The sequence below is a fragment of the Dyella flagellata genome, assembly GCF_030160275.1.
Lineage (GTDB): Bacteria > Pseudomonadota > Gammaproteobacteria > Xanthomonadales > Rhodanobacteraceae > Dyella_B > Dyella_B flagellata.
In genome coordinates this window covers 49628-75888 of sequence record NZ_BSOA01000003.1, presented here as the reverse complement: position 1 = coordinate 75888, position 26261 = coordinate 49628, and the positions used below count along the sequence as shown (strand labels likewise).

The window sequence follows — 26261 nt, the reverse complement described above, 5'->3', positions numbered from 1 at the left end:
GCCTACTGCAGCGGGATTCGGCTTTTAAATTCAAGGAAATGCTTTCATGTCCGGCATCCTAAACATCGGCATTTCCGGCCTCAATGCCGCCCAGGTGGCGTTGAGCACGGTCAGCAACAACATCGCCAACGCCAGCACCAGCGGCTACAGCCAGGAAAGCGTGCAGCAAGCTGAAGTGATCGCGGGCGGCAACGGCCAATTCACCATTGGCGCCGGCGTGAACGTGACGGCGGTGCAGCGCGCCTACAGCCAGTACCTCACCCAGGCGCTGTGGAGCAGCAACAGCAACCTGCAAGGCGCTACCACCACCAACGGCCTCACCACTTCGCTCAATGGCTTCCTGAGCAACAGTGGCAACCTGCAGACCGCGCTGGACAACCTCTACAACGGTTTCAGCAGCGTGGCGAACTCGCCAAGCTCTACCTCGGTGCGGCAAGCGGCACTGGGCAGTGCCTCTTCGCTCACCAGCGTGTTCAACACGCTTGGCCAGCAGCTCAGCCAGCAATCGACCCAGGTCAATCAACAGATCGGCAGCACCGTCGGCAGCATCAACAACCTGGCTGCGCAGATCGCCAAGATCAACAACCAGATCCTGCAGGCCGGCACCAGCGGCAACCCGAACGCCCTGCTCGACCAGCGCGATGGCCTGGTGCAACAACTGGCCGGGCTGACCGGCATTTCCGCATCGAGCAACAACGACGGATCGATCAGTGTGTATACCTCGGCCGGAGGAACGCTGGTGAGCGGCGCGCAATCGTATGCACTGTCCAGCGCGCCCAATCAGTACGATCCGGGCAGCACCGAAGTGTTCGACAGCGCGGGCAACGACATCACCTCGCAGCTGAGCGGCGGCAACCTTGGTGCGCTGATCAGTTATCGCGACAACGTGCTGCAGCCGGCGCAGAACGCGCTAGGTCAGTCGGCGATCGCCTTGGCTTCCAGCGTCAACGCACAACAGGCAGCGGGCCTGAACCTCAATGGCCAACAAGGCCAACCTATCTTCAGCGTCGGCGCGCCCGCAGTATTGCCCTCCAGCAAGAATTCCAGCGGCGCCGCCGCGGTGACCGCGTCCGTGAGCAACGTCGCGCAACTCACGACGTCGGACTACGTGTTGCGCTACACCGGTGCAGGCTCGGGCACCAATGGCTGGACGTTGTCGACCACCAGCGGCCAAGGCGTTGCACTCACTGCCAATGCCAACGGCACGCTTTCCGCCGCTGGCCTTACTTTCAGCGTGTCAGGCACGGCGCAGACCGGCGACAGTTATGAAATCCAGCCAACGCGCGGCGCTTCGACCTCGCTGGCGCTCAGCATGACCGATCCAAACGGCATTGCCGCCGCCGCTGCGCTCACCGCCTCGGCGGCCACGAGCAATGCCGGCAGCGGCAAGCCGGGTGCAGTGAGCGTCACCAATTCCGCCAACGCCAACCTGCTTTCCGGCGCGACCATTACGTTTGGCGCGGGCAGCAACTACACGATCACGGATGGCGCAGGCAACACCACGACCGGCACGTATACCTCCGGCCAGCCGATCATCGCCGATGGCTGGAGCCTGGGCCTGAGCGGTACGCCGGCCAGTGGCGACAAGTTCACGGTGGCGGCCAATAGCAATGGCCTCAACGACAACAGCAATGCCTTGTCGCTGGCGGCGCTGGCCAACACCGGCGTGATCAATGGCGGCAAGACTTCGGTGGTGGCCAGCTACGGCAACCTCACCGCGCAAATCGGCAGCGCGGGCAGCCTGGCAAGCGCCAATCTCAGCACGCAAACCAGTATGTACAACCAGGCGATGGGCGCGCAGCAAAGCTATGCCGGCGTGAACCTGAACCAGGAAGCGGCCAACCTGGTGCAATTCCAACAGGCCTTCCAGGCATCGGCGCAGGTGATCAGCACCGCCGAGCAGATCTTCAGCAGCCTGATCACCGCTCTTCAATCCGGTTAAAGGCCCAGGTTCCCATGCGCATTTCCACCGTCTGGACGTATCAACTGCAGCTCAGCACCATGCTGAACCAGCAGAGCACGCTGGCGCAGACCCAAAACGAGGTGAGTACCGGCCTGGCCATCAACGTGGCCTCGGACAATCCCACCGGCGCCGCGCAAATCGTGGGGCTCAACCACATCCTTGCCCAGAACACGCAGTTCACCAGCAACATCAATGCCGCCAATACGCGCCTGTCCACCCAGTCTTCCACCCTCAGCACCATCGGCAACCTGCTGAACAGCGTGAACGACATCGGCTTGAGCGCGATCAACGGGGCCATGTCGTCCGCCGACCTTGGCAACATGGCGACGCAGCTTACGCAATACCGCAACCAGCTCGTGCAGCTGGCTAACGCCACCGATGGGAATGGCCAGGCGCTATTTGCCGGCACCAGTACCACCACCACACCGTTCGTGACGAACAGCAGCACTGGCGCGGTCAGCTATGCCGGCAACGATCAACAGTCCTTCACCGCGATCGGCACCGGCTTGCAGGTGGCCAGCAGCGATTCGGGCAGCGCCATTTTCATGAACCTGTCCGCCGGTAACGGTTCCTTTGTAGCCAGTGCGGGCAGCAGCAATACCGGTACGCTGGTGGTGGGCTCCAACAGCATTACCAATACGGCCGCATGGAGTGCTGCCACTGCGGCAGGGCCAGTCAACGACACCATCACCTTCGGCGCCAACGGCAGCTACAGCGTGACCAATGCTGCCGGCAATCCGGTGACCGACAGCAGCGGCAATCCGATTACCGGTACCTACACCGACGGCGGCAGCATCAGCTTCAACGGAGTCACCATCAGCATGAGCGGTACGCCGAAAGCCGGCGACACGGTCAGTCTGAAGTCGGACAACGCGTCCAACAATCAGGACGTCTTCACTACGCTCAACAACATGATCTCGGCTTTGCAGAGCGGCGGCAGTTCGACCTCGATCACCAACACCCTCAACCGCCAGCTCGAATCGCTGAACCAGGCGATGAACTCCGTTTCCAACGCACAGGTTTCGGTCGGCAGCCGCATCGATACCCTGCAGCAGCAAAGCAGCAGTTATTCCGATCTCAACGTGACCTACAAGAGCGCGCTGTCAGACGTGCAGGACGTAGACATGGCCACGGCCATCAGCAACCTGTCCCTGCAATCCACGGCGCTGCAAGCGTCGCAACAGGTGTTCGCCAAGATCCAGGGCACCAGCCTGTTCGACTACCTGCGCTGATCCGTTCGCGCGGCCTTGCGACTGAGGAGTTTCCCAATCATGCAACAGACCCCCGTCAACCAAATTCACAACCAGGACGTACTCAACCTGATGCCACTGGACCGCAAGCGCGTCGTTGAGATCGGCTGCAGTTCCGGCGTACTCGCCCGCGAGTACAAGAAGCGCAATCCGCAGGCGCATTACGTGGGCGTGGATATCGTGCCGGAATACACCGAAATGGCCGCCGCCCATTGCGACGAAGTGCTTTCCTTCGACATTGAAGCCATGGACAAGGACTTCCTGCGCGACCGTTTTCACGCTGATTGCTGGGTGTTTGCCGATGTACTGGAGCATCTGCGCGATCCCTGGCAGCTGCTGGCCAACCTGCGCGAGATCATGCCTGCCGACGGTTGCCTATTGGCCTGCGTTCCCAATGTGCAGCACTGGAGCATCCAGGCGCGCTTGAGCTGCGGCGATTTCCGCTACGAACCTGCCGGCCTGCTGGACCGCACCCATCTGCGCTGGTTTACCCGCGTCACCCTGCTGGAGATGTTCCAACGAGCGGGTTTCGGTATCGTCACCGGCGTCACGCGCATGCTCAACAATCCCAATGGCGCGCAGTTCGCCCCGTACATCCGCGCCATGGCCCAGGCGGCCGGTGGGGACCCGGAGCAGGCCGTGCAGGATGCGAACGTGTTCCAGTTCGTCGTCAAAGTCATCCCGGTCTGATTCGAGACCATCATTCATCAACCCTCATCCATCGAAGGCCTGGGCATGCTGCGGCAAGTTCTTAAAGACTATCAACAGATCGATTCCATCGACACGCAGCTGCTGCCCGCGGGTGATTCGGCGTCGCCGAAAGAGCTGATCTTCCATATCATGCAGGACAATGCCGCGAACGTCGAAGTGCTCGACATCGGCTTCGGCAGGGGCGGTCTTGGCGAATTGATCAAAAGCCATCCTGCCACCCAGCACTGGTCCGTCGACGGCGTGGACGGCTTCGAGGGTGCCTTCGCCAACCATGCCCTGTTCGAACGCAAGATCTACCGCAACGCCTGGCACGGCCTGGCGCAAAGCATCCCCTCCGATCGCCTCGCCAAGTACAACATCATCTGCCTGCTGGACGTGATCGAGCACCTCAGCGCGGAAACCGCGAAGTGGCTGCTACGCACCCTGCTCACCGGCATGGGCAACGATTCCTTTCTCTTCATCAGCACGCCGCTGTGGTTTTATCCGCAGCACAGCCAACAAAGCGGCGACCTGGAAGAACACCTGATCGGCGTGCCGGCCAGCTCGATGATGGCGCTGATCCCGCTGATGTATGCGGTCAATCCGCCGCTGATCGGTGGCTTTGTGCTCGGCAAGCGCAGCCTGGATTTCATCGAATTCTTCCAGCCGACCACCGACAAGAACTTCTCCTACCATCGTGGCACGATGCTGGCGAGTGCGACCGGTTTTCAGAATATACCGGGGAAATTGTTCAAGCTGACTTGAATCATGCGCTCGCCCGCGTGGCCGAGCCATAGGTTGCTTTAAATTGATCCAGACCGTGCGGGATAGCTAACTCAAGCCAGGAGAAATCCTCTAGCAACGCAGCGTGCGTGGCCAGGGTTGCTTCGCAAGCATCCAGGATCTCGCCGATTCGCGTGCGCGGATCGGCTACTTCGCAATCCAGTGCGAAATCCGTTAGCTCCACACGGGCGACAAACATGCTGCGTGTGCCTTTCAGCGACAACGCCAGGCCGTCCTCCGGTATGTAGGAGGTGGTATTGACGATGTCGTAAGCCAGGGCCATGCGCGCGTCGCCAGCCAGCGAATCGGTGTCCAGTTGAGTAAGAAATGATCATCTCGGTTTAGATTGGTAGGTGCTGCTGCTATGACGTCGCGCTTTGACGTTTGCATGGTGGGTGGCATCCGTTGCCGCCAGGCGATGATTGCGAGAGCCGAAGCAAAAGGATGTACAGTACCTCCCAAGGCTTATCAAATGGTAAATACTCCTGCTTCAACAAGGCGGGTAAGTAGTTATGACTAATATTTCTGATCTCGACGATAAAATGAAGGATGTCGCGGATTGGCTTTCTTCAACACTCCAAGGAATAAGTGCCGCTGCTGATTTTGAGATCCAAGATGGCGGCAAATTTGTGCTTTTCAGGGCGCCAGAAACGGCTATGACTGTATCTAACAAAGATTTGCGCGCTTTAATTTATAAGGAGGTAGCGAGCCGTTTCCAAGGGGTGGATGCGCAATGGATGTTGGTTTTTCTGGGCGCCAAAAGCGACGTGGTCGACGAAATTGATTCAATTATTGGCGTCGATTTTTAGTAGAAAAGGGGCTGGTTGAGTAAGAGATGTTCAGCTAGGCCCCTGGTGGTCGATCGTGATGGCCGACGCTTGATGCGTATCCATCATTCAGAAGCGATCTGAGTGGATTCATCGCAGGGATATCTGCTCAACGGCGGAGGGCTGAGCGTATCGGCGTGTTGCTGCAGGAAATACAAGGCTGTTTGCAATGCGGTGGTTTGCACGGGATTGAGCGGCCAGCAGATACGTTTGGTGGGAGAGCTGGTAGGGTATCTCTGCTTGTAGGCTTCATTGCGTTCCAGCAGGATGCGGATGACATGCTCGGACCATGAAATGCCAGCCAGTTTGGCTGCGTAGGTGTTCAATTTATCCAGCCCAAGCTCTCCATCGGGAGGACGGCTGTCGGGCGGATGGGGTGTGGGTGATGGTTCGTTGCGAACCGAGGGGCATACGTGTACCACATGATCTATGGCGGGCATGGATCAACTCTCATGCAAGGGGGATGGGCGTCGCTACTGCTCAGATATGTATAAACAGGGACGGCCCTCGCAGCCATAAAAGAAGTTTGAAAATGCAGATTTTGGCGCCTCAGCCTGCGCACGGTTTCGCTTATCGCTGCGGCCAACGCCAGGCCGGTTCATCCGGTTCGCGTTGACCGGCGATGTGCGTCTGGTTCAGTTCTTTCTCCAGCGCGATGGCGTTGCAGGCAAGTCTTCGAGCGCAGCGATCAGTCGGGACGCGTGCGATATCACCCCCACCTGGCTCTTCGCAGTGGCCTGGCCGATCAGGCGGGCGAGGGCGGGCAGGAGATCGGGATGCAGGCTGATCCCTGGTTCGTTCAGTACCATCAGGGACGGCGGTCGCGGTGTATCCAGTGCGGCGATCCACAAGAGGTAGCGTAGCGTTTTGCTCGTCATTCCGGCCTTCGCCGGAATGACGAATCGCTCTGAAACGGCATCAACGTAGATCTGATCTATGCGGGAATGACTGCCAGAAAAGCTGGGACACCTCAGAATGCCAGTCCCGGCATCACGATGCTGCAAAGAACGCTGGGATTGGCATCCAAGCCTACGCATTGTTCATCTTCTGCGTACATCGCTATGATGGAGCACGGCCGATGCGAACGGGGGCGCACGGCGCAAGCCACTGAATGTCTTGCGAGCCAGGGAGCCCTTCATTCCGGCTGATGCTTTTACTCAAAGGAGATGAATCATGCAGGGCACTTCGCAAAAACCTTCCTTCGCATTTGTCGCCGCATCCTGGGTGGCCTTGTTGGCCGGGGTCGTGGCCTTTCTCATCGGGCTTTGGCATGCCGGCATGCAGCTCAACGAAAAGGGTTACTACTTCGCGGTGTTGATGTATGGCTTGTTCGCGGCCATTTCCGTGCAAAAGAGCGTGCGCGACCGGCTCGAAGGCATTCCCGTCACCGCTCTTTACTATGGTCTCGCCTGGGCATCGACGCTGATCGCTATCGCCTTGCTGGTGATAGGGCTCTACAACGCCACGCTGTCGGCCAGCGAAAAGGGCTTTTATGGCATGGCCTACGCCTTGAGCCTGTTTGCCGCGATCGCTGTGCAAAAGAACACCCGCGACGGTTCGGTGGCGGAAATTTCGTAGGCTGGGATGATCATCCCAGCGTCACGAAGCTGGGATTGGCATCCCAGCCTACAGGTATGCGTGGTCAGTTCGGCAACCACGCATCCCGCCAAGCCACCAGCTTGTCGCCTTCGAGCATCCAATCCTTGCGCACCGCATCGCGCAAGCCATCGCCCATGCTTGCCGTCGCATCCATGTCTTCCAGATGCATGCGGATCGCGCTGACCCAATCCTTGTAGCGATTCTTCACGCGGGTGGCAGGCAGGTCGTTGCGGTAGCCGACGATGTCGGTGCAGACCACCGGGAAGCCACAGGCGCCGTATTCGAGCAGGCGCAGGTTACTCTTGCATTCGTTGAACGAGTTCTCTTCCAGCGGCGCCAGCGCAAGGTCGAGGTTTAGCGAGGCGAGCTTGCGCGGGTACTCATGGATGGGCACGCCGGTGTGAAATTCGTGCACGTAAGGTCGCAGCTTGTCCGGGCACATGCCGAAGAACACCCATTCCACTTCGTCGGCCAGGTCGCGCACGACGTCGGCGATCAGTTCCAGGTCGCCGCGATGGCTGGAGCCGCCACCCCAGCCGACGCGCGGTTTGCGGCCGACGCGACGCTGCGAAGACAGGTCGCTCCACCAGTCCACCGGCAGACGGTTCAGCACCACCCGGATGTCGGAGTGGAAGCCTTTGAATTCCTCGGCCAGGGCATCGGTGGAAACCACGAAGCGGTCCACCGTGGCTACGGCGCGGCGCAAGGATTTCACAACGTCCTTGGGCATGAGGCCGTGGAACATGCTCTTGACCGGAATCTGTTGGATCAAATCGTCCAGTTCGAACACCTTGAAGGCGTTGGAATAGTCGCGATAGCTCTCCAGCAGCTTGATCTGGTGTTCGTTGATCTGGCGTTGCAGCACCAGCGAAGTGGGCTGGAAGCGCTCCATCGCCACCGGCGGCAGGTGCATGCCGGCGATGAGGCCCTCAACCATGCCTTCGCGCTGCATCGAGGCGAACGGCTGGCGAATGCGGTAATGGCCGCAGCCGTGTTCGTCGGCCGCCACGCAGAACAGGCGCGGCAGCAAGGGGCTGGCGAACGGTTGCCAGGCTTTGCCACGCAGCGGATCCAGTTCGAAACCGGCGCCGTCGATGCTGAGATTGGTGCTATACGCGGGGTCTCTCGCAAGCAGTTTCATCCACTTGCGGTACATCGCGCCCTGTTCGCCTTGGAAGCGTTTCTGCTTGGCCTCCTGCGCGGTCGTGTCGACCTTGGTCTGGCTTACGCTGCCCACGTGCATCAGGCGTGCGTACGGCGTCCACACAGTGAGATAGCCGGCCTGCTGCACTTTCAGGCACAGGTCGACGTCGTTGTAGGAAACCTTGAAATCCTGCTCGTCGAAGCCGCCTACTTCGTCGTAGACGGCTTTGCGGATCATCAGGCATGCCGCGGTTACCGCACTGTAGTTCTGGTCCACGCGCAAGCGATGCATGTAGCCGTCCGCTTCCATCGGTTGGCCGATGAAGGGGTGGTCGGCCGGGCCGCGCAGGCCCAGCACCACGCCGCCATGCTGGATGCGTCCATCGGGATAGTGCAGCTTGGCGCCGACGATGCCGACTTCCGGGCGCTGCGCATGATTGAGCAGCGCCTCGATCCATTCGGCATGCAGCACGGCGGTGTCGTTGTTGAGCAGGATCAGGTATTCGCCCCGCGCCTGCGCGGCCGCGAAGTTGTTAATGGCGGAATAATTGAACGGATGCGGATAGCGCAACACGCGCAGCTGCGGGCTGTTGAGTCGTTCGATGCCGTCGAGATAGGCGCAAGCGGCCGGCTCTTCGGTGTTGTTGTCGACGATCAGCAGCTCGTAGTTGAGGTAACAGGTCTTGGAGAGCAGGCTGTCGATCAGGCCGTTGAGCAGCGGCAGCTGGTCCTTGGTCGGCACGATGATCGACACCAGCGGCTGCCGCGCATGCTGGTACACCACGCGGTTGAAGCCGGGCAGGGCGCCCGGTTCCATGCGATGCGCCACGCGAATGCGTGTGAGGTGGTCGGAGACGATGCCGGCGCTGTGTGCCTTGACCTCTTCCGACGCCAGCCATTGGCCAAAAGGCAGTGCGGCATGGTGCATGACCTCGGCGATATGGCCGATGGACTGCAGCCCGTCGGTTTCGATCAAGCGGAACAGCAAGTCGTAGAGGGCCATGTCGCCATAGCGCGCCTGCAGGTTGCCCAGCTCGACGCAGCGCTGGCGCTGGAAGGCGAGCGCGCGACCGGCATAGGGATAACTGCGCAGCATGTCGAGGTTGAAATCCGGCTTGAAGATCGGCTGCTCGAACACACCGTGATTGTTGGCGTCTTCATCGAAATAGACAGCGCGCAGATAGGGATGAGAAACCACGCGTTCGGCAAGCAGCAGCAAGGCGGCCGGATGCAGCAGGTCGCCGGCGTAAAGCAATTGCACCCAATCGGTGTCGCTAGCGGCGATTTCGCTATGCAGGCGCAGCATGAGATCGTCGTCGCTGCCAATCACGCTCAGCTGGTAATGCGGGTAATACTGCTGTTCCAGGCTGGCTTGTGTCGCCTGCACGGCCTGCACGTCGTTGGCATGATCGATCACGATCACCTGCACGCGTGGCTTGCCATACATTTCGATGCGGCGCATGGCCTGGGCCACGGCCGTGTCGCTGAGTTGCAGCTGCGCTTGCCAAGGTCGGTAGACATCCGAAACCGGTGGCGGGATCAGCCATTCCGGGATGATCTTCAGGTGGCGATCGGTACGGTTCCAGCAGTCGCCTTCGTGGATTTCGCGGGCAAAGGCTTCATTGATGTTGCGGCCGTGCCCGATCCATTCCGCCGAGGCGTCAATCTGCAAGCGCTTGCACAACCATGTGACACGTTCGGCCGGCGATGCCTGGCCGAGCAGGGTTTCCAGCCCGGCTTCGTAGGCGATCTGCCACAGGCCCACATAGACTGGAATCTGTTTCTCCACCGCTTGTCGCGCACGCCATTCGCCGCCATGCAAGGCGAGGGTTTCGCCATCGGCCTGCAAATAGATGTGCGCAGGCAGCGCGTCGAGCCACTCGCCGGGAATCTTGTCTTCGTCGTCGGCTTGCGTGTAGATCAGTGCGATCCACTTGCGCAGCAGGCCTACCAGCAGGTCGGTGCGCTGCTGGTAGATGGCCTTGCGCAGCAAGACCAGCAGCGAGCGTCCTGGCGGGAGCAGGTAGGGTTCCTGCACTGGTTCGAAAGCGGACCCGTACCAGTCCTGCCCAGGCTGCATGGGTCGCGGTACGGCTTGGATGGCGCCATCACGCTCAACATATTCGGTGACCGTGTTGAGTGCAGGTACCCGATTGTCAGTGAAGCTGTGCGCCAGGACATCAGGATGCAGCGGCGAAGGCGCGCCCTCGCGGCGGGCAATCCACAGCCATCCGGGTGCATGTTCGCTCAGCGTGCCCGCTTCGGCGTGAAGCTCCCACTGGGTCGCTTCCTTGCCGGCTTCGCGCAGCAGCGGGCGTTGTGCGATCAGTTCGTCCGGGCGCCAAGCCGGCGTGGCCTGCGACGCATGTGCCGAGACCAATACTTCCGGCAGCAGCGCATCGGGAAACGCGAGCTGGAGGTCGATCTGCGCAAGCCCCATCGCACGCAGCATGGCGTCGAGCTGCACGCGCGTGGGCAGATGCATTTGGCCGGCCGAAGCCTGGCGGTTGGGCACGGCCAGGATTAGCGTGCCCGCGGGTTTCAACGCGCTTGCCGCCAAGGCAAGCGCTTCGCGCAGCGGGTTGCCGCGCGGCCATGCTTCGGCATAGTCGTCCGCCAGGGTCAACGAAACGACGTCATAGACCGGTTGCAGCGACAGTTCGCGCAAGCTGGCCTGGAATACGCGCACCTGCGGATAGTCGCGCAGTCGCGCTGCCGCCACCCTTGCCCAGTGCGGCGCAAACTCGACAGCGTCCACGCTGCAGCCGCGCTCGGCCCACGCCATGGTACTGACGCCGCCGCCGCAACCGAGGTCCAGCACACGGCTGCCTTCGGCAATGGGTTCGAGCAGATGCAATGCATTGGCGCGCCTGGGCGATAGATGCAAGGCGCTGGTACGGTGGTGAATCTCCTTCGCCAAGACCGCCGAATACAAGCTCGTGTCTGGTGTCTCGCGCACGACGTCATGCAGGCGCGTGGCGATGGCGTGGATGGCCTTGTGCGGCGGATGCTCGCGCAGCGGTGAATGCCACACGCCCTCCTCATCGCGGACGAAGGTATCCAGCGGCCACTGCGGCGGCTGCACGCCCAGGTGTGCAACGACACGCAGCACTACGTCGTCGTGCACTTCATTGAGGACCTTCTCGTGCTCCAGAAACCAGTTCCAGTCCCTGGAGCCCGTGCTGTCGGCCAAGGGCTTGGCGAATTTCAGCCGGCATTCCTCTTCGGACTTGCTCCAGTAATGGTTGATGCGCAGCTTTTCCACCGACACGTTTTTAGTGAAAGGCCCGTCGATCGGACGGCCGTTTTCGTCCACCGCGTGCGCGTCGTCGGCATAGCGCATGAAGTGCGGATTGGTGCAGGCAAGGGCCTTGGTCGGCTGTACGATACTCTTGATGTGCGCATTCTCCGGGCGATAGCTGCCGTCGGCCTGCCGGTAGGGAATGCCGCCCTCAAGCGGGCCGCGCCGCAGATAGTTCTCCAGTACGCCGCCCGGCGGCTTCGTGGTGTGGCCGCTGGAACCGAACATCACCCAGTTCACGCCTACGCCGGGGTGATCCGCATACTCGGCCAGCACATCGGGCAAAAGCCTGGCATCGGGCGCGAACAGGAACTCGTCCAGGTCGATGAAGGCGATCCAGTCCGCTTCGCTGCCGTGCGTCTTCAGGCAGTGCTCGTACGCTTGTAGCTGTGCGGGGTGCTGCGGCCACTCGTGCAGGATCACCGCGCCGGAGGCGATATGCGGCCCAAGCGCATCTAGATAGGGGTCGGAGCTGTTGTTGTTATATAGGTAGAAACGCTCCACGCCCATGAGCTGGTGGAACTCGACCCATTCACGCAGGTACGTGGCTTCGTCTTTGAACACTGCGCAAATCGCAAGCACGCAACGCATGTGGTTTCCTCGTCTGATCGATAGAGCACGGGCACGCAGGCGTCGGAATTCCGACGCTTCCGGTGCGTCCGCACCAGGTATGAGGGGGTGGGAGCAATGTTGGTGCCAACGGATGATCGCGCCGGGCGGTAGGTCTTCATCGAGGAGCGGGCGCGTCTTCGACAGCAGCACCAAAATCTTTAGCGCTGTCGATCACACTTTTCGCCGCCATCTCGTTGGTGTGGCTGCAAAAAAAATCTCAAGTAATGCCCCCGGGCGCCGAAAAAGTTCCTGAGGCGGTCGGCACAGCTAGGTGACGGATCCCGCCGGCCCAAGTACCGCTTACCGGTTTCAGGAGACTTCCATGTCACTCGTTCTTAATACCAACATCGCTTCGCTGCAGGCCCAGAACAACTTGAGCAAGTCGGGCAGCGCGCTGGCCACCGCCACCCGCGATCTGTCCTCGGGTCTGAAGATCAACAGCGCCGCGGACAACGCCGCCGGCTACGCCATCGCCACGCGTTTCCAGACGCAGATCGGTGGCCTGGGCCAGGCCAGCACCAACGCCAGCGATGCCATCAACCTGGCGCAGACCGCGGGCTCGGCGCTGAGCCAGATCACCTCCAACCTGCAGTCCATCCGCGACCTGGCCGTGCAGTCGGCCAACGGCACGTACCAGTCGTCCGACCGCGCCGCGATCGATACCTCGGTGCAGCAGTACCTGTCGGAAATCACCCGCATCGCCAACCAGACCAGCTTCAATGGCACCAACGTGCTCAATGGTTCGGTCGGCCAGCTGTCGTTCCAGATCGGTTCGAACGTGGGCCAGGCCATCAACGTGCAGCTCGGCCAAGGCGCCACCACCTCGCAGCTCGGCCAGGTGTCGGAAATCTCCACCAAGAACCTCAGTGGTGCGTTCGTCAATGCCAGCGGCGTATCGGGCCAGTCGATCAGCCTGAGCGGCCTGAGCATCGAAGGTTCGGATGGCAAGAGCTACAGCCTGAGCGGCGCCAGCGCGAGCAGCTCACAGGGCCTGGCTGATGCCATCAACGCAGCGGGCATCGCGGGCGTCAGTGCGGCGGTCAATGCCAGCGGCGGCATCAACATCTACTCCACCGGCGAACTGGCCGTCACGGGTGCGGCACTGACTGGTGCGGCCGGTACGGCGTTCAACCTGACCACCGGTGCTGTTGCCTTCGGCGCTAGCGGCGTGGGCTCCTCGGCCACCGGTTTTGCGGCCACGGGTGCCAGCTACACCGACGGCTCGGTGATCAACTCCTCCGGTTCGCTGGCGGGCGGCGATGTTTTGACGGTGGACGATGCCAACAACCTGATCTCCCGCGTGGACGTGGCGCTGACCCAGGTCAGCAACTTCCAGAGCCAGCTGGGCGGCGTGCAGAACCGCTTCCAGTCGACGATCGCCACCTTGAGCGCGGAACAGACCAACCTGACCGCTTCGCAAAGCTCGATCCAGGACACCGACTTTGCGGCGACCACGGCACAGCTGAGCAAGACCCAGGTGTTGCAGCAGGCAGGTATCTCGGTGCTGGCCACCGCGAACTCGCAGCCGCAGCAGATCCTGAAGTTGTTGCAGTAACTAGTGGCCCGGCCATGGCACCAGCCATGGCCGGGATTTTGCTTGAAGGGGTTCTGGCGGCGTCCAAGCCGCCAGAAAACCCACACGAGCGGCGGGCAAAGCTCTCATTCGGTCCAGGTAGCAAGCCAAGAGTGAGTTTTGCCGGCAGCTCGATGACAGCAGAAATCCTTCGACGAGGCCTTTCATGAGCAGCATTTCCAGTGTAGGTGGTAGCTCGGGCGCGCTGACCAGCGCGAGCGCCGGCTCCACTTCCACCACCGGCAGCTCCGGCAGCAGCATCAGCGGTACGGGCCTGCTCAGCTCGCTGGGCCTGGGCACGGGGTTGGACGTCAACTCCATCATCTCGGCACTGGTCAACGCGCAGGAAGCTGGCCCGCAGGCGCAGATCACCAACCAGACCAACGAAGACAACAACAAGATCGCCGGGCTTACCGCCTTGCAGACCGCGCTTTCGGGCGTGCAGTCGGCGCTGAACGAGCTGACCTCCACCAATACCTACAGCACCTTCAATGCGACCCTGTCCAGCACCGCGCTCGGCACGGTGACCACGCTACCGGATGCCTCGCCCGGCACCCACAGCCTCAACGTGACCCAGCTCGCCACGGCCCAGAGAAGCATCAGTGCGGCACAGTCCAGCACGGCCACGGTGGGCACCGGCACGCTCAACATCACGGTGGGTAGCAAGAGCGTGAGCGTCTCGGTTGGCGCCACCGACACGCTGTCTTCCATCGCTAGCAGCATCAACAACGCCAGCGGCAATCCCGGCGTGACCGCCACCATCGTGGCGGGCGTGAATGGCAGCCAGCTGGTGCTCACCTCGACCAGCACCGGCACGGCCAATGCCTTCAGCATTAGCGCCGGCACCGGTAGCAGCGCCGGTGTCACCTCGCTGGCGAGTGCGCTCAACACGCCCAGCACCACGGCCGGCAATGCCCAGCTGACCATCGATGGCATCTCGGTCAGCAGCCCCAGCAATAGCGTAAGCGGCGCGCTGACCGGGGTGACCTTGAACCTTGCGGCCACCGGTACTTCACAGCTTACCGTTGCGCAAAGCACGACGCCGATCACGACGGCGGTGAACGATTTCGTCAGCGCATACACCACCTACGCCAACACGGTAAACCAGCTGCAAAGCTACAACAGCACCACCAAGGTGGCCGGCGTGCTGCTGGGCGATGCCACGTTGTCGGCGGTGCAGCGCCAGATCTCCAGCGTACTGGGCAGCAAGGTTTCCGCCAGCAGCATCGGCAGCCTGGCCAACTTGGGCATCACCCGCAACGCGGACGGTACCCTCGCCTTGAACTCGACCACGCTGGCCAATGCACTGGCCAGCAATCCCTTGTCGGTGCAGCAGCTTTTCACCGGCACCAACGGTATCGCCACCCAGCTAAGCACCCTGGTCACCAATTTCAATAGCAGTTCGGGCGTGCTGCAGTCGCGCGTCAACAACCTAAACAGCGACCTGACCTCGCTGTCATCGCAGCAAACCGCTCTGAACGCGCGCATGGCGGTTTACCAGCAGCAACTGGTCAAGCAGTACACCGACCTGAGCACCCTGATGTCCTCGCTCAACAACACCAGCTCGTACCTCACGCAGGCGGTCAATGCGATGAGCAATACCAGCAACAAGGGTTGATCATGAGTTACCCATCCCGACTTGGCAGCTCGCTGTATGCGCAGACACGTGCGCAAGGCAGCCTGGAGGGCGCCGACCGTCACCAGTTGTTGGCGATGCTGCTCGATGGCCTGGTCGACCGCATCAACCAGGCGCGTGGCCACATCCTGCACAAGGACATACCCGCCAAGGGCCAGGCGTTCGGCAAGGCGATCGGCATCCTCGTCGCTTTGCGCGAAAGCCTCGATCACAACGTGGAGCCCACACTCACCGGGCGCCTCGACGCCTTATATGACTACATCACTCGCCGCCTGTTGCATGCGCAGCTCAATGACGATTTGCGCGCGCTCGACGAATGCGAGCGGCTGATCGCTCCGATCCGCGAAGCCTGGCATGCGATCCGCGAACCGTACCTGGCCGAACTGGCCCAGATGAAGGCGCAAGTAGCGGTGCCATGAACGGCAGCGTGCAAGACGACCTGCAGCAGGCGTTGGCCCTCACCATTGAAATGTGCGATGCGGCGGCCGCCGGCAACTGGACGCTGGTTATCGAGTTGGACGCGCGCCGACAGCTGCACTTGCAGCACGTACAAAGCGGTTCGCTTGGCCTCCAGCACCAAGAACTACTGGCTACCTTGCAGGCGCACAACCTCGTTTTGCTGGAACGTGCGCAGCAAGCGCACGAGGCGGTGGAGCAGGAGCTTAGCCGGCACCAGTATAAGCATCGGGCGTTGAGCCACTACGTTACCTCATCTTTCTAATACCCGGCCTTCGCACTGTTCATGGCACGGCTCATGAATGATGCTTGCCTGTAGCTGGCGTTCCGTCATAAAGCCGGCGCAAGGGAGGGTGTTATGCAATTCACGCAAACCGAAGAAAAATGGCAGGCGTTTTCCGAGCGGGTGACCTATGAAGGTCACGTGCATCTAGCCATCGAGCCTTTCGAGCCCACGCCCGAGGACATCGCGCGTCTTAACGAGCGTAACCTCAATGTGCTGCGGTCGCTCGCCTCGCTGGACGAGCGCAAGGCCGACAATCCCAAGGACGACGACGACCCGCTGATGCAGGAGCTGCAGCGGATGGACAGCAAGCTCAACGTATTGCTCGACATCGTCGATCGGCTGCTGCTTCCCGCCACGCTGTTGCCCCCGCGCCAGGCGGTGAGCTTCAACGCCGTGGGTCTGGTCGTGCCGGAAAGTCTGCTTCCGCCTGACAGGGGCCTGCTTGTGCGCCTGCATTTTGACGGCTGTCGCGCCTTGCCACTGGAGCTGCCGGTGGCGCGTGGAAAAACGCTAGCCGGTGACAACGTTTTCCTTTTCTTTCAGGATTTAAGCGAAGTGGTCGAGGATGGGTTGGAACGTTTCGTTTTTTGTCACCACCGACGCAAAGTGGCCTCGGCGAGACTGACAGGCGCGTCGGAAACTGTGTTGGGCAGCAAGCACAGAATGTGATCGTTATCACGCGATGAAACATCCGTAAATGCCGGATTTCCACCCCGCCTACGCGGGGCCCAGCATTTCGGGCAGCTGAACCGTCGCTGCCGTCGAGTATAAAAATCGATCTAAGTGCTTGATGTAAACGGTTTCTTTGGTGGGCTGCAAATGTGAAGGCGTCGAGGTTCGACGTGCGAAATCCGTCACGCAGCAAACGGGATGTGCCGCACAGACCCAAATTGCCGCGAAATTTTTGGCGTTCTTCTTGCTGGATTGGCACACGTGTCGCGGCGAACCGCTGACACGCAGGGGACACACGACATTTGATGCGGGATCGTCGTTGTTCATTAGCAGTCGCAGTAACGCAGCAGGACTCGTGTTCATGCCAAATAGCAACGTACTCATCATCGAATCCAACGGGACCCGTGCCGACATCGTCACCTCGGCCATGCAGTTCATGGGATTTTTCCCGCAGCGTTGGGACGCGTCGCTGCCTACCGATTCCCAAACGCACGACTGGCGAGCGGTGTATATCGGCGGAATCGAGGACGAAGCGCTTTGCGAACAATTGCTGGCGTCGCTAGACGTACCGGCGGACCAATTGCTGGTGCTGGTGGGTTCCGATTCGCCGCAGCTGGACCGGCTGACCAAGCTCGGCTCGCCTTATGCGACACAGATTGAAGTACTGGATTTCCCGTTGCGCTACGAGCGCCTGGCCGAAGCCGTGCGCCGCGCGCCGACCTTGCGCGCCAGCAGCAGCCCGGCGCCGCTGCGCCTGGTGGGCAGTTCGACCGCCATGGGACGCGTCAATGCGTTGATCCGCCAGGTATCGCCGTTCGATTCCAGCGTGCTGGTGCTGGGTGAATCGGGTACCGGCAAGGAAATGGTGGCGCGCGCCATCCACGATTGCTCCCCGCGTCGCGACAAGCCGTTCGTGGCCATCAACTGCGGCGCGATTCCGGCCGAACTGTTGGAAAGCGAACTGTTCGGTCACGAGAAGGGCGCCTTCACCGGCGCCATCAGCACCCGCAAGGGCCGCTTCGAGATGGCCGAGGGCGGCACACTGTTCCTCGATGAAATCGGCGACATGAGCCTGCCGATGCAAGTGAAACTGTTGCGCGTGCTGCAGGAGCGCGTGTACGAGCGCGTCGGCAGCAACCGTACGCAGCGCTGCGATGTGCGCATCATTGCCGCCACCCACCGCAATCTCGAACTGTCCACCTCCGAAGGCCGCTTCCGCGAAGACCTCTATTACCGCCTCAGCGTGTTTCCGCTGGAGATGCCGCCGCTGCGCGAGCGCCTGGAAGACATGCCGGAACTGATCACCGAATTCAATCAGCGCCTGCAGCGCCGCGGCCTGCAGAGCGTGCGCTTCAGCGGCAGTGCGCTGCAGTCGCTGCGCCAGCACTCCTGGCCGGGCAATGTGCGCGAACTTTCCAACCTGGTCGAGCGCCTGGCCATTCTTTATCCGAACGGCGAAGTACGTGCCACCGACCTGCCGGAAAAATACCGCGGCGCTCAGCCGATCGACGAAACCGGCGGCAGCGTGATCCGCGCGATGCTCGATGGCCAGGCCAAGCCCGTGCCGACGCATCATCACCGCAGCCTGTTGGATACCGAAGTGCTATTGCCGGAAGGTGGTGTGGATCTGAAGGATCACCTGGCCGACATCGAAGTAGGGCTGATCCGCCAAGCGCTGGACATCACCGATGGCGTCGTGGCACATGCGGCGAAGCTGCTGCACATGCAGCGCACCACACTGGTGGAGAAGCTGCGCAAGTACGGTTTGCAATCGGCCTGCCGCGGCAATGAAGCATCTCCACACAGTGGCACAGCCGTTGCTTGAAGCACCCAGTAACCGCTCAAGCGTTGGAAAACCGACATGAGTCAGATCGACGTCAATAGTGTGCTTTCGCAAATGCGCGCGCTGAGTTCGCTCGCTACCGGCGGCATGCCGTCCGCCGCGCTGTCCGCCGCATCCAAGGGCGCAGGCACGGATTTCGGCACGCTGTTCAAGCAGTCCATCGGATCTGTGGTCGCGCAGCAGAACGAAGCGCAAAAGCAGGTCAACGCATTCGAGCGCGGCGATCCCGGCGCCGACATCGTCAAGACTTCGATCGCGGGACAGAAAGCGGATCTCGCCTTTCGCGGCCTGGTGGAAGTGCGCAACAAGCTGGTGGATGCGTATACCACTATCATGAACATGCCGGTTTGATCGCAAGCGCTTCGCTACTGGATCTCCGCGTTCGCGGGGAGTGACGGCAAAAATAATTACTGATACGCCCCGATGGCCGACAACATTCCCGCTACTACCAACTCGCGCCAGGACCAGCTGAAAGTTCTCCTGCGCAATCCGACAACGCGTTTGCTGATGTTGTTGGTGGGTGTTGCCGCAGCCGTGGCCCTGGGCGTCGGCATTGTGCTGTGGTCACGCGGACCCAACTACACCTTGCTGTATGCCGGACTTGATCCCAAAGATGCGGCGGCGGTAACGCAAGTCCTGCAGACCAGCAATATCCCCTTTCGGCTTGGTGCGGACGGCGCTTCCATTTCGGTGCCGGCCGAGGTGTTGGCGGACACCCGCCTGAAGCTCGCAGCCCAAGGCTTGCCACAAGGCAGCACGGCTGGCGCCACGTTGCCGCAAAGCGATTCACCGTTCGGCATGAGCGATCTGGCCGAAAGCACGCACTACCGCGAAATGCTCGAAACGGACCTGGGCAACACCATCGCCGGCTTGCAGTTCGTGCGCGCCGCGCGCGTGCATCTGGCCCTGCCCAAACCGTCCGCCTTCATCCGCGACAATCATCCGGCCAGTGCATCCGTGCTGCTCACGCTGTATCCCGGCCGCCAGCTCGACAACAGCCAGGTCCAGGCCATCGTGCACCTGGTGTCTTCCAGCGTGCCGGATCTGGATCCCTCGCAGGTATCCGTGGTGGATCAGCAAGGCACGCTGCTCACCGTTTCCGATCCCAATAGCCCGGCCGCGGTGGGCGATGCGCACATGCGCCTGGTCACGCGCATGGAAAACAGCTATGCGCAGCGTGTCGAAACGCTGCTGACGCCACTGGTCGGCAGCGGTCGCGTGCGCGCCCAGGTCAACGTGGCGCTGGATTTCAGCGAAACCGAGAAAGCCAGCGAGAGCTATGACGGTGACAAGCCGGCATTGCGCAGTGAGCAAACCAGCAGCGACCAAAAACATGACGGCGCCAGCGGCGAGGTCGCCGGCGCACTCAGCAACCAGCCACCCAATACCGTGGCGCAGCCCACCGCGGCCAAGCCCAACGCCGGCACGCCACCCGCCGCGAACGCCGCAGCGAGCAATACCGCCAACGCAACACCGACCGACACTTCGTCCAGTGCTACGCGCAACTACGAACTTGGCCGTACCATCAGCCACGTCACCGATCCTGCCGGCCGGATGACGCGCCTGACGGTCGCCGTGGTGGTCGACAACAAGCCTGCGCCGGACGGCAAGGGCAAGAGCATTCCGCTCACCGCGCAGGAAATACAGCATCTGACCGATCTCACCAAGAACGCGGTGGGCTACAACGAACAGCGCGGCGACAGCGTCACGGTGATCAACCAGGCGTTTTCCGACGATACGGCGCCCGATGCCGCGCCGGTGGCACAGCCGTTCTGGTTGCGGCCGGGCATGCTGGACCTGATCAAGCAGGGCGTCGGCATCCTGATCGCGCTGCTGATCGCGTTCGGCTTGTTGCGGCCCCTGCTCAAGGGCCTGTTGCGCGCGCCCGAACCGATGCCGGCCCTGGCCGGGCCGGTGCCCACGGTTTCCGTGCGCATCGCCGACGACGACCATGATGAGCCGGTGCGTATCACTTCACCGCAGATCCAGAACATGGCGTACGAGCAGAAGATCGGCCTCGCTCGCAAGTTGGTGCAGGAAAATTCCAAGCAGGTCGCGCAAGTGGTGATGAACTGGGTGGGCGAAGATGGCAGCTGAGCACAACCCGGCGCTCAACGGCGCGCAGCGTGCCGCCATCCTGCTGCTGACCCTGGGCGAACAAGATGCCGCCGAGGTGCTCAAGCATTTGAGTGCGCGCGACGTACAGGCGGTCGGCACCGCGATGGCCACGCTCAGCAACGTTTCGCGCGACCAGGTCGAGCACGTACTTGGTCGCCTCAGCGACGACATCGGTCGCCAGACCGCGCTCGGCGTAGGCACTGAGGACTACATCCGCAAAGTGCTGGTCAGCGCGTTGGGCGAAACCAAGGCCGGCAGCCTGATCGATCGCATTCTGCTGGGCCGCTCCACCAAGGGCCTGGAGTCGCTGAAGTGGATGGAAAGCCGCGCCATCGCCGAGATGATCGGCATGGAACACCCGCAGATCATCGCGTTGGTGCTGGCCCATCTGGAACCGGACCAGGCCGCCGAGGTGATCGGCTACCTGCCACAGCGAGTGCGCAGCGATGCCGTGATGCGCATTGCCAACCTCGACGGTGTGCAGCCGCAGGCGCTCAATGAACTGGACGAAATCATGGAGCGCCAGTTCTCCGGCACCTCGAGCAAACTGAAGTCGGCCACCGTCGGTGGCCTGAAAGCGGCCGCGGACATTCTTAACGCGATGGAAACCTCGCGCGAAGCCGAGCTGATGAGCGCGATCCGCAGTCACGACGCCGGTCTCAGTACCAAGATCGAGGACCTGATGTTCGTGTTCGACGATCTGGCCGAGATCGACGACCGCAGCATGCAGACGCTGTTGCGCGAAGTGCCGTCCACGCGCCTGATCGTCGCGCTGAAGGGCTGCGAGCCCTCCGTGCGTGAAAAGATCTTCGCCAACATGTCCAAGCGCGCGGCCGACATGCTGCGCGATGACCTCGAAGTGAAGGGCCCCGTCAAGCTCAGCGAAGTCGATGCCGCGCAGAAGGAAGTTTTGCAGATCGCACGCAAGCTGGCCGACGCGGGGCAGCTCAGCCTTTCGGCCGGCGGCGATGAGTTTGTCTGATGCCTAACGTTCTTTCGCGCGAAACCATCGCCGGCTTCGACCGTTGGGAACCGCCTTCGGTCGGGAGCGATCAGGTCGCAGCCGAACCGGCAGCGCCACCTGGCCCTACCGTCTACGAGCTGGAGGAAATCGAACGCCAGGCACGTGAAGAGGGCTACGCCACGGGCCTCGCCGAAGGCCGGGCGGCCGCGAAGAAAGAACTGGATGAACGCCTGGGGCGGCTGGATACCATCTTGAGCGCCGCGTCCCGCCCGCTGGATGGAATGGACGACGCTGTAGAACGCGAACTGGCGCTGCTCGCCACCGTGATCGCGCGTCGCGTGATAGCCCGGGAATTGCAGCTCGATCCGTCGTTGATCGAGCGCGCCGTACGCGAAGCCACCGCCGCCTTGCCGTCGGCTGCACGCGACTTGCGTGTGTGGGTGCACCCAAGCGACATGGACTTGCTGCGTGAACTTGGTGCTGCCGAAACGCATTGGCGCTTTGGCGCGAACCCGACCCTGCAACGCGGCGATTGCATATTGGAAAGCGGAAGCTCGCGCCTCGATGCGCGGGTCAGTACCCGTCTGGCCGCTGTGGTCGATGCCGTGATCGGCGAAGATCTTGATGACGGCGAGGGTGGGGTTGCCGCATGACGGCCGCGGCGCCAGGCAGGCATCAGCGCTGGCGCCGGCAACTCGCCTTGCGCGCCCAGCATGCGCGTTCCGCGCAAATACTGACGGTGGAAGGGCGTTTGCGTCGCGTGGTCGGCTTGACGCTGGAAGCCGAAGGTTGTGAAGCGCCCTTGGGTGCGCGCTGCCTGGTCGATGCCGCCGACGGCACTGAACTGGATACCGAAGTAGTCGGCTTTGCCGACGAACGCCTGCTGTTGATGCCGGTGACCGAAATGCATGGCGTGCTGCCGAACGCGCGCGTGCGGCCTTGCTCGCAGGTGGGCGGCCTGCCGGTGGGCGAGGCTTTGCTCGGACGCGTGGTCGGTGCCGACGGCATGCCGCTGGACGGCGAAGGTCCGTTGCATGCGGAGAGCCATGCTGCGCTGAAGCGCGAGCCGATCAATCCGATGGCGCGCAAGCCGATCGACACGCCGCTCGATACCGGCGTCTGTGCGATCAATGCCTTGCTGACCGTGGGGCGTGGCCAGCGTATCGGGCTGTTTGCCGGTTCCGGCGTGGGCAAATCCACTTTGCTCGGCATGATGACGCGCTATACCGACGCCGACGTGGTCGTGGTTGGCCTGATCGGCGAGCGCGGCCGCGAAGTGAAGGAATTTGTCGAACACACGCTGGGACTGGAGGGCCGCGAACGCGCGGTGATCGTGGCCGCACCGGCCGATGCGCCGCCGCTGAAGCGCCTGCGTGGCGCGCAATATGCCACCGCCATCGCCGAATGGTTCCGCGATCGCGGCCAGCGCGTGCTATTGCTGATGGATTCGCTGACGCGTTACGCCCAGGCTCAGCGCGAAATTGCGCTGGCGATCGGCGAGCCGCCGGCAACCAAGGGTTACCCGCCTTCCGTGTTCGCCATGCTGCCAGCGCTGGTCGAGCGTGCCGGCAATGATGCGCAAGGGCGCGGTTCGATCACGGCGTTCTACACTGTGCTCACCGAGGGCGACGATCATCGTCACGATCCCATTGCCGACGCGGCGCGTGCGATCCTGGACGGCCATATTGTACTGTCGCGCGATCTCGCCGAGGCCGGGCATTATCCGGCGATCGATATTGAAGCTTCGATCAGCCGCGTGATGCCCGCCGTAGTGGCGAAGGAACAGATGCGCGCGGCGCAGCGTTTCCGCCAGGTCTATTCGGCCTATCGCCAGCGCCAGGACCTGATCGCGGTGGGCGCGTACCAGAAAGGCTCCGATCCGCAGGTTGACCAGGCCATCGCCATGTATCCGCGGCTGCAGCGGTTTCTGCAACAGGAGGTCGACGAACCGGTCGAACTGCTGGCGGCGCAGGAACGGCTTGCTTCCATCACAACGGAGATGAAGGTATGAGTTCGCGCTCGGACCGTCTGCAGCCCGCCGTTGACCAGGCCCAGCGCCGCCAGAAGGACGCCTTGCAGCGCCTGGCCGACCATCAACAGAAACTCGCGCAAGCGCAACAGCAGCTCGAGGAATTGCAACGTTACCGACGCGAATACAGCCTTGGCGACGGCGGGCTGACGGTAAGCGCACTGCTCAACCGTCAACAATTCGTCGAGCGCATCGACCAGGCGATCGTGCAACAGGGCCACCTGATCGAACGCTTGCAGCGCCAGCTGGAGGTGGTGCGCGAGCGCTGGCTGCAGGCAAATGCGCGCGAAAACGCGCTGGATAGCGTAGTGGAACGCTTGCGCACGCAGGAACAGCAGCGCGAGCAGCGCCTGGAGCAGGCGGAAGTGGATGAGCGCATGCAGTACCGTGGCCGCCGGGCCGGTTCGCCGTCATGAAAAAAGCTAGCTGCGCATGGCCTGGTTCTTGCCTGCCTTCTCCCTATCTCGCTACGAGCACTTGCGTATGAGCGCCATTCCGCTACCCGCCTTGCCTGCGATGCCGAACCAACTGGCGCAGCCGACGAGCGTCCGCAGCCAGCACGGCGGTATCAGTTTCCATTCGCACCTGGAGTCGGCACAGCAGAGCCAGCCGCCACCGCAAGATACGCCCACCGCCGCGCAGAAAAACGATCAAGGGCAGGGCGGCAACAACGCCCAGAACGACAGCGCAAAAGCCAGCGACAGCTCCAGCAATGCCGATAAGCCGGGCGACGATACCGACGCTGCCCAGAACGACAACGGCCCTGGCGTCGACCTGGCCGGCGGCGTCGGGACGCTGGTCGGTGCCGTGCTGAGCCTGATCGATCACGCTCACGGCGATGCGCATGCGGGTGCCGCATCGGGCTCGGCCAAGCCTGCTACGGGCAACAAACAGCCAGCTTCCCCGCAGCCGGCTGCCCCGAACGCAGCCATGATTCCAATGCCGCTTTCCGCGATCGCTCCGATGCCCTTGGCGGCAACGGCTGCGAGTGCGCAGCAAGGCAACAATGCGATCGGCAGCGCGCTATCGTCCAATTTGTCCCTGGGGTTCGACGCCAAAGACGGCGATACCAGCGCAGGCGATGCAAGCACAACCGGTGCGTCCGGCGCGGATGCCGGCAGCTTGATGCAAGGCATCACTGATGGCGCGCAAACGCTTGCCGGCAATGCAGCCGCTGGGAACCATTTGGTGCTTCCTGCAACCGCGACGCTTGCCACCGATAACGCCTCGCCCAATACGTCCGGTATCACGGCGTTGGGCAATCTCACCGCCAACGCGCCGATCGTGCCTGCAAGTAACGCAGCGCACAGTTTGGCCATGAGTTCGCAGGTGGGCTCATCCGGTTTCGCCAAGGAGCTGGGGCAGCAGATCACCTGGCTCAGCGGCCAGGAGGTGAAGCAGGCACAGATCCGCCTGCATCCGCAGGACCTGGGCCCGCTCGACGTGAAAGTGAGCGTGGAGCACGGCCGTGTGGACGTGAGCTTTTTGACGCAACATCCCGATGCCACCGCAGCTGTACAGCAAGGCTTGGATCAGCTGCAGCAGATGTTGGGCGGGCAGGGCCTGTCGCTGGGCCACGCCACGGTAGGGCAGCACGCGCAACAGCAATTCGCTGGGCAGTCGGGACAGCAGGCGCCGGCTTCCGCCGGCACGGGCGATGAAGCGGCCGATACACCGATTGCCACCGCAGCGCGTGTTGCCATCGGCCTGGTTGACGCATTCGCCTGAGCTTGAGCTTATCGCTTCGTCGTAGGCTGGGATGACAATCCCAGCTTCATGGGCTATGTAAAAAAGCTGGGATTGTCATCCCAGCCTACACTTGCGCACCGTCGGAAACACCACATCATCGCCTGCGTCTGCATCCCGACTCGCGTCAATAAAACGCCGCCCGGGTTCTTCGCCAACCACGCAAACCGCGCCGTTATGCGCTTTTAAACCGTGGCACGCGGCTTGCTAAAAACCCCGTAGCCAAGCCCGCTTCGCATTCGAAGCGAGGCGTCATGTCTTGTATGCAATGGGGTTGTCCATGGCTAACGCCGATAGTAAGGAAGACGTAGCTCCCGCCGCCGCGACCAAGAAAAAGAGCGGCAAGGCGATGATGTTTGCCGGAATCGCTGCGCTCGTGCTGCTTGGCGCGGGCGGTTACCTGTACACGCGTGGCCATGGCGCGCAAGCCGCGGTCACGCCGCCGAAGCCGCCGGAATTGTTCCTGCCGCTGGACCCCGCCTTCGTGGTGAACTTCCAGGACCAGGACGCAACGCGTTATCTGCAGGTTGGCGTGACGGTGATGACGCATGACCCGGCCGCCGTGCAGGCGATGAAGGATAACGATCCGGTGATCCGCAATGCGCTGGTGATGCTGTTCAGCAATCAGACCTATGCGGACTTAAGCGCTACCGCCGGCAAGAAAAAACTGCAGACCGAAGCCCTGGACGCCGTGCGCAAGATCGTCGCCGACAAGACCGGCAAGCCGGATGTCGACGCGCTGTATTTCACCAGCTTCGTGATGCAGTAAG

The 26261-nt window shown here is 62.0% G+C and carries 24 protein-coding genes; 20 read left to right on the top strand and 4 right to left on the bottom strand.

Annotated features, from left to right (window positions below; genetic code table 11):
* Positions 1 to 46 precede the first annotated feature (46 nt).
* From flgK to QQJ96_RS01790, 4 genes are read left to right on the top strand one after another with little or no spacing between them, the layout of a single operon-like run.
* Positions 47 to 1942: a flagellar hook-associated protein FlgK gene (gene flgK / locus QQJ96_RS01805; protein ID WP_284330209.1), complete on the top strand. Its 1896-nt coding sequence runs from the start codon at positions 47 to 49 to the stop codon at positions 1940 to 1942.
* A 14-nt stretch (positions 1943 to 1956) separates the two neighbouring features.
* A complete protein-coding gene (gene flgL, locus QQJ96_RS01800; protein WP_284330208.1) occupies positions 1957 to 3195 on the top strand; it encodes a flagellar hook-associated protein FlgL in 1239 nt (412 codons plus the stop codon).
* A 39-nt stretch (positions 3196 to 3234) separates the two neighbouring features.
* Positions 3235 to 3903, top strand: coding sequence for a class I SAM-dependent methyltransferase (locus QQJ96_RS01795; protein WP_284330207.1), 669 nt, complete (start codon positions 3235 to 3237; stop codon positions 3901 to 3903).
* Between the two features lie 45 nt (positions 3904 to 3948).
* Entirely contained in the window at positions 3949 to 4668 is a 720-nt protein-coding gene (locus QQJ96_RS01790) for a class I SAM-dependent methyltransferase (RefSeq protein ID WP_284330206.1), read from the top strand.
* 1 nt (position 4669) lies between these two features.
* On the opposite strand, the gene QQJ96_RS01785 is transcribed toward QQJ96_RS01790, so the two are convergent.
* Complete coding sequence (locus QQJ96_RS01785) at positions 4670 to 4969, bottom strand: hypothetical protein (RefSeq protein WP_284330205.1); 300 nt, start codon at positions 4967 to 4969, stop codon at positions 4670 to 4672.
* A gap of 229 nt (positions 4970 to 5198) precedes the next feature.
* Between QQJ96_RS01785 and QQJ96_RS01780 the strand changes: the two genes are divergently transcribed.
* On the top strand, positions 5199 to 5495 hold the full coding sequence (locus tag QQJ96_RS01780; protein ID WP_284330204.1) for a hypothetical protein: 297 nt from the start codon (positions 5199 to 5201) through the stop codon (positions 5493 to 5495).
* A gap of 83 nt (positions 5496 to 5578) precedes the next feature.
* Here QQJ96_RS01780 and QQJ96_RS01775 read toward each other — a convergent pair whose 3' ends face one another.
* The gene (locus QQJ96_RS01775) at positions 5579 to 5953 is read right to left on the bottom strand and encodes a hypothetical protein (protein WP_284330203.1); all 375 of its coding nucleotides are present in this window, start codon (positions 5951 to 5953) and stop codon (positions 5579 to 5581) included.
* 195 nt (positions 5954 to 6148) lie between these two features.
* Entirely contained in the window at positions 6149 to 6391 is a 243-nt protein-coding gene (locus tag QQJ96_RS01770) for an AAA family ATPase (RefSeq protein WP_284330202.1), read from the bottom strand.
* 295 nt (positions 6392 to 6686) lie between these two features.
* Here QQJ96_RS01770 and yiaA point away from each other — a divergent pair, with 295 nt between their 5' ends.
* Positions 6687 to 7091 (top strand): inner membrane protein YiaA, encoded by a 405-nt coding sequence (gene yiaA / locus QQJ96_RS01765; protein ID WP_284330201.1) that lies wholly within the window; start codon positions 6687 to 6689, stop codon positions 7089 to 7091.
* A gap of 64 nt (positions 7092 to 7155) precedes the next feature.
* Here yiaA and QQJ96_RS01760 read toward each other — a convergent pair whose 3' ends face one another.
* Positions 7156 to 12147 (bottom strand): glycosyltransferase family 92 protein, encoded by a 4992-nt coding sequence (locus QQJ96_RS01760; protein ID WP_284330200.1) that lies wholly within the window; start codon positions 12145 to 12147, stop codon positions 7156 to 7158.
* Positions 12148 to 12490: 343 nt separating this feature from the next.
* Between QQJ96_RS01760 and QQJ96_RS01755 the strand changes: the two genes are divergently transcribed.
* From QQJ96_RS01755 to QQJ96_RS01690, 14 genes are all read left to right on the top strand, one after another.
* Entirely contained in the window at positions 12491 to 13723 is a 1233-nt protein-coding gene (locus QQJ96_RS01755; RefSeq protein ID WP_284330199.1) for a flagellin N-terminal helical domain-containing protein, read from the top strand.
* Between the two features lie 184 nt (positions 13724 to 13907).
* Entirely contained in the window at positions 13908 to 15359 is a 1452-nt protein-coding gene (gene fliD, locus QQJ96_RS01750) for a flagellar filament capping protein FliD (RefSeq protein WP_284330198.1), read from the top strand.
* A 2-nt stretch (positions 15360 to 15361) separates the two neighbouring features.
* Complete coding sequence (gene fliS, locus QQJ96_RS01745) at positions 15362 to 15796, top strand: flagellar export chaperone FliS (protein WP_284330197.1); 435 nt, start codon at positions 15362 to 15364, stop codon at positions 15794 to 15796.
* Positions 15793 to 16098, top strand: coding sequence for a flagellar protein FliT (gene fliT, locus QQJ96_RS01740; protein WP_284330195.1), 306 nt, complete (start codon positions 15793 to 15795; stop codon positions 16096 to 16098). The genes fliS and fliT overlap by 4 nt, the downstream gene beginning before the upstream one ends.
* A gap of 93 nt (positions 16099 to 16191) precedes the next feature.
* The gene (locus tag QQJ96_RS01735) at positions 16192 to 16788 is read left to right on the top strand and encodes a PilZ domain-containing protein (RefSeq protein ID WP_284330194.1); all 597 of its coding nucleotides are present in this window, start codon (positions 16192 to 16194) and stop codon (positions 16786 to 16788) included.
* A gap of 364 nt (positions 16789 to 17152) precedes the next feature.
* On the top strand, positions 17153 to 18616 hold the full coding sequence (locus QQJ96_RS01730; protein ID WP_284330193.1) for a sigma-54 dependent transcriptional regulator: 1464 nt from the start codon (positions 17153 to 17155) through the stop codon (positions 18614 to 18616).
* Positions 18617 to 18652: 36 nt separating this feature from the next.
* Entirely contained in the window at positions 18653 to 18985 is a 333-nt protein-coding gene (fliE, locus tag QQJ96_RS01725) for a flagellar hook-basal body complex protein FliE (protein ID WP_284330190.1), read from the top strand.
* A 72-nt stretch (positions 18986 to 19057) separates the two neighbouring features.
* Complete coding sequence (gene fliF, locus QQJ96_RS01720; protein WP_284330189.1) at positions 19058 to 20731, top strand: flagellar basal-body MS-ring/collar protein FliF; 1674 nt, start codon at positions 19058 to 19060, stop codon at positions 20729 to 20731.
* Entirely contained in the window at positions 20721 to 21734 is a 1014-nt protein-coding gene (gene fliG / locus QQJ96_RS01715) for a flagellar motor switch protein FliG (protein ID WP_284330188.1), read from the top strand. The genes fliF and fliG overlap by 11 nt, the downstream gene beginning before the upstream one ends.
* A complete protein-coding gene (locus QQJ96_RS01710) occupies positions 21734 to 22369 on the top strand; it encodes a FliH/SctL family protein (RefSeq protein WP_284330187.1) in 636 nt (211 codons plus the stop codon). The genes fliG and QQJ96_RS01710 overlap by 1 nt, the downstream gene beginning before the upstream one ends.
* Positions 22366 to 23727, top strand: a complete 1362-nt coding sequence (gene fliI / locus QQJ96_RS01705; RefSeq protein WP_284330186.1) for a flagellar protein export ATPase FliI — start codon at positions 22366 to 22368, stop codon at positions 23725 to 23727. The genes QQJ96_RS01710 and fliI overlap by 4 nt, the downstream gene beginning before the upstream one ends.
* On the top strand, positions 23724 to 24161 hold the full coding sequence (gene fliJ / locus QQJ96_RS01700) for a flagellar export protein FliJ (protein WP_284330185.1): 438 nt from the start codon (positions 23724 to 23726) through the stop codon (positions 24159 to 24161). The genes fliI and fliJ overlap by 4 nt, the downstream gene beginning before the upstream one ends.
* A gap of 67 nt (positions 24162 to 24228) precedes the next feature.
* The gene (locus tag QQJ96_RS01695) at positions 24229 to 25473 is read left to right on the top strand and encodes a flagellar hook-length control protein FliK (RefSeq protein WP_284330184.1); all 1245 of its coding nucleotides are present in this window, start codon (positions 24229 to 24231) and stop codon (positions 25471 to 25473) included.
* Between the two features lie 298 nt (positions 25474 to 25771).
* Positions 25772 to 26260: a flagellar basal body-associated FliL family protein gene (locus tag QQJ96_RS01690; protein ID WP_284330183.1), complete on the top strand. Its 489-nt coding sequence runs from the start codon at positions 25772 to 25774 to the stop codon at positions 26258 to 26260.
* The last annotated feature ends 1 nt before the right edge of the window (position 26261 follow it).

Excerpts from the sequence above, each read along its gene's own strand:
- flgK (WP_284330209.1), top strand. The coding sequence starts at position 47 with ATGTCCGGCATCCTAAACATCGGCATTTCCGGCCTCAATGCCGCCCAG.
- flgL (WP_284330208.1), top strand. The coding sequence starts at position 1,957 with ATGCGCATTTCCACCGTCTGGACGTATCAACTGCAGCTCAGCACCATG.
- QQJ96_RS01795 (WP_284330207.1), top strand. The coding sequence starts at position 3,235 with ATGCAACAGACCCCCGTCAACCAAATTCACAACCAGGACGTACTCAAC.
- QQJ96_RS01790 (WP_284330206.1), top strand. The coding sequence starts at position 3,949 with ATGCTGCGGCAAGTTCTTAAAGACTATCAACAGATCGATTCCATCGAC.
- QQJ96_RS01785 (WP_284330205.1), bottom strand. The coding sequence starts at position 4,969 with ATGGCCCTGGCTTACGACATCGTCAATACCACCTCCTACATACCGGAG.
- QQJ96_RS01780 (WP_284330204.1), top strand. The coding sequence starts at position 5,199 with ATGACTAATATTTCTGATCTCGACGATAAAATGAAGGATGTCGCGGAT.
- QQJ96_RS01775 (WP_284330203.1), bottom strand. The coding sequence starts at position 5,953 with ATGCCCGCCATAGATCATGTGGTACACGTATGCCCCTCGGTTCGCAAC.
- QQJ96_RS01770 (WP_284330202.1), bottom strand. The coding sequence starts at position 6,391 with ATGACGAGCAAAACGCTACGCTACCTCTTGTGGATCGCCGCACTGGAT.
- yiaA (WP_284330201.1), top strand. The coding sequence starts at position 6,687 with ATGCAGGGCACTTCGCAAAAACCTTCCTTCGCATTTGTCGCCGCATCC.
- QQJ96_RS01760 (WP_284330200.1), bottom strand. The coding sequence starts at position 12,147 with ATGCGTTGCGTGCTTGCGATTTGCGCAGTGTTCAAAGACGAAGCCACG.
- QQJ96_RS01755 (WP_284330199.1), top strand. The coding sequence starts at position 12,491 with ATGTCACTCGTTCTTAATACCAACATCGCTTCGCTGCAGGCCCAGAAC.
- fliD (WP_284330198.1), top strand. The coding sequence starts at position 13,908 with ATGAGCAGCATTTCCAGTGTAGGTGGTAGCTCGGGCGCGCTGACCAGC.
- fliS (WP_284330197.1), top strand. The coding sequence starts at position 15,362 with ATGAGTTACCCATCCCGACTTGGCAGCTCGCTGTATGCGCAGACACGT.
- fliT (WP_284330195.1), top strand. The coding sequence starts at position 15,793 with ATGAACGGCAGCGTGCAAGACGACCTGCAGCAGGCGTTGGCCCTCACC.
- QQJ96_RS01735 (WP_284330194.1), top strand. The coding sequence starts at position 16,192 with ATGCAATTCACGCAAACCGAAGAAAAATGGCAGGCGTTTTCCGAGCGG.
- QQJ96_RS01730 (WP_284330193.1), top strand. The coding sequence starts at position 17,153 with ATGCCAAATAGCAACGTACTCATCATCGAATCCAACGGGACCCGTGCC.
- fliE (WP_284330190.1), top strand. The coding sequence starts at position 18,653 with ATGAGTCAGATCGACGTCAATAGTGTGCTTTCGCAAATGCGCGCGCTG.
- fliF (WP_284330189.1), top strand. The coding sequence starts at position 19,058 with ATGGCCGACAACATTCCCGCTACTACCAACTCGCGCCAGGACCAGCTG.
- fliG (WP_284330188.1), top strand. The coding sequence starts at position 20,721 with ATGGCAGCTGAGCACAACCCGGCGCTCAACGGCGCGCAGCGTGCCGCC.
- QQJ96_RS01710 (WP_284330187.1), top strand. The coding sequence starts at position 21,734 with ATGCCTAACGTTCTTTCGCGCGAAACCATCGCCGGCTTCGACCGTTGG.
- fliI (WP_284330186.1), top strand. The coding sequence starts at position 22,366 with ATGACGGCCGCGGCGCCAGGCAGGCATCAGCGCTGGCGCCGGCAACTC.
- fliJ (WP_284330185.1), top strand. The coding sequence starts at position 23,724 with ATGAGTTCGCGCTCGGACCGTCTGCAGCCCGCCGTTGACCAGGCCCAG.
- QQJ96_RS01695 (WP_284330184.1), top strand. The coding sequence starts at position 24,229 with ATGAGCGCCATTCCGCTACCCGCCTTGCCTGCGATGCCGAACCAACTG.
- QQJ96_RS01690 (WP_284330183.1), top strand. The coding sequence starts at position 25,772 with ATGGCTAACGCCGATAGTAAGGAAGACGTAGCTCCCGCCGCCGCGACC.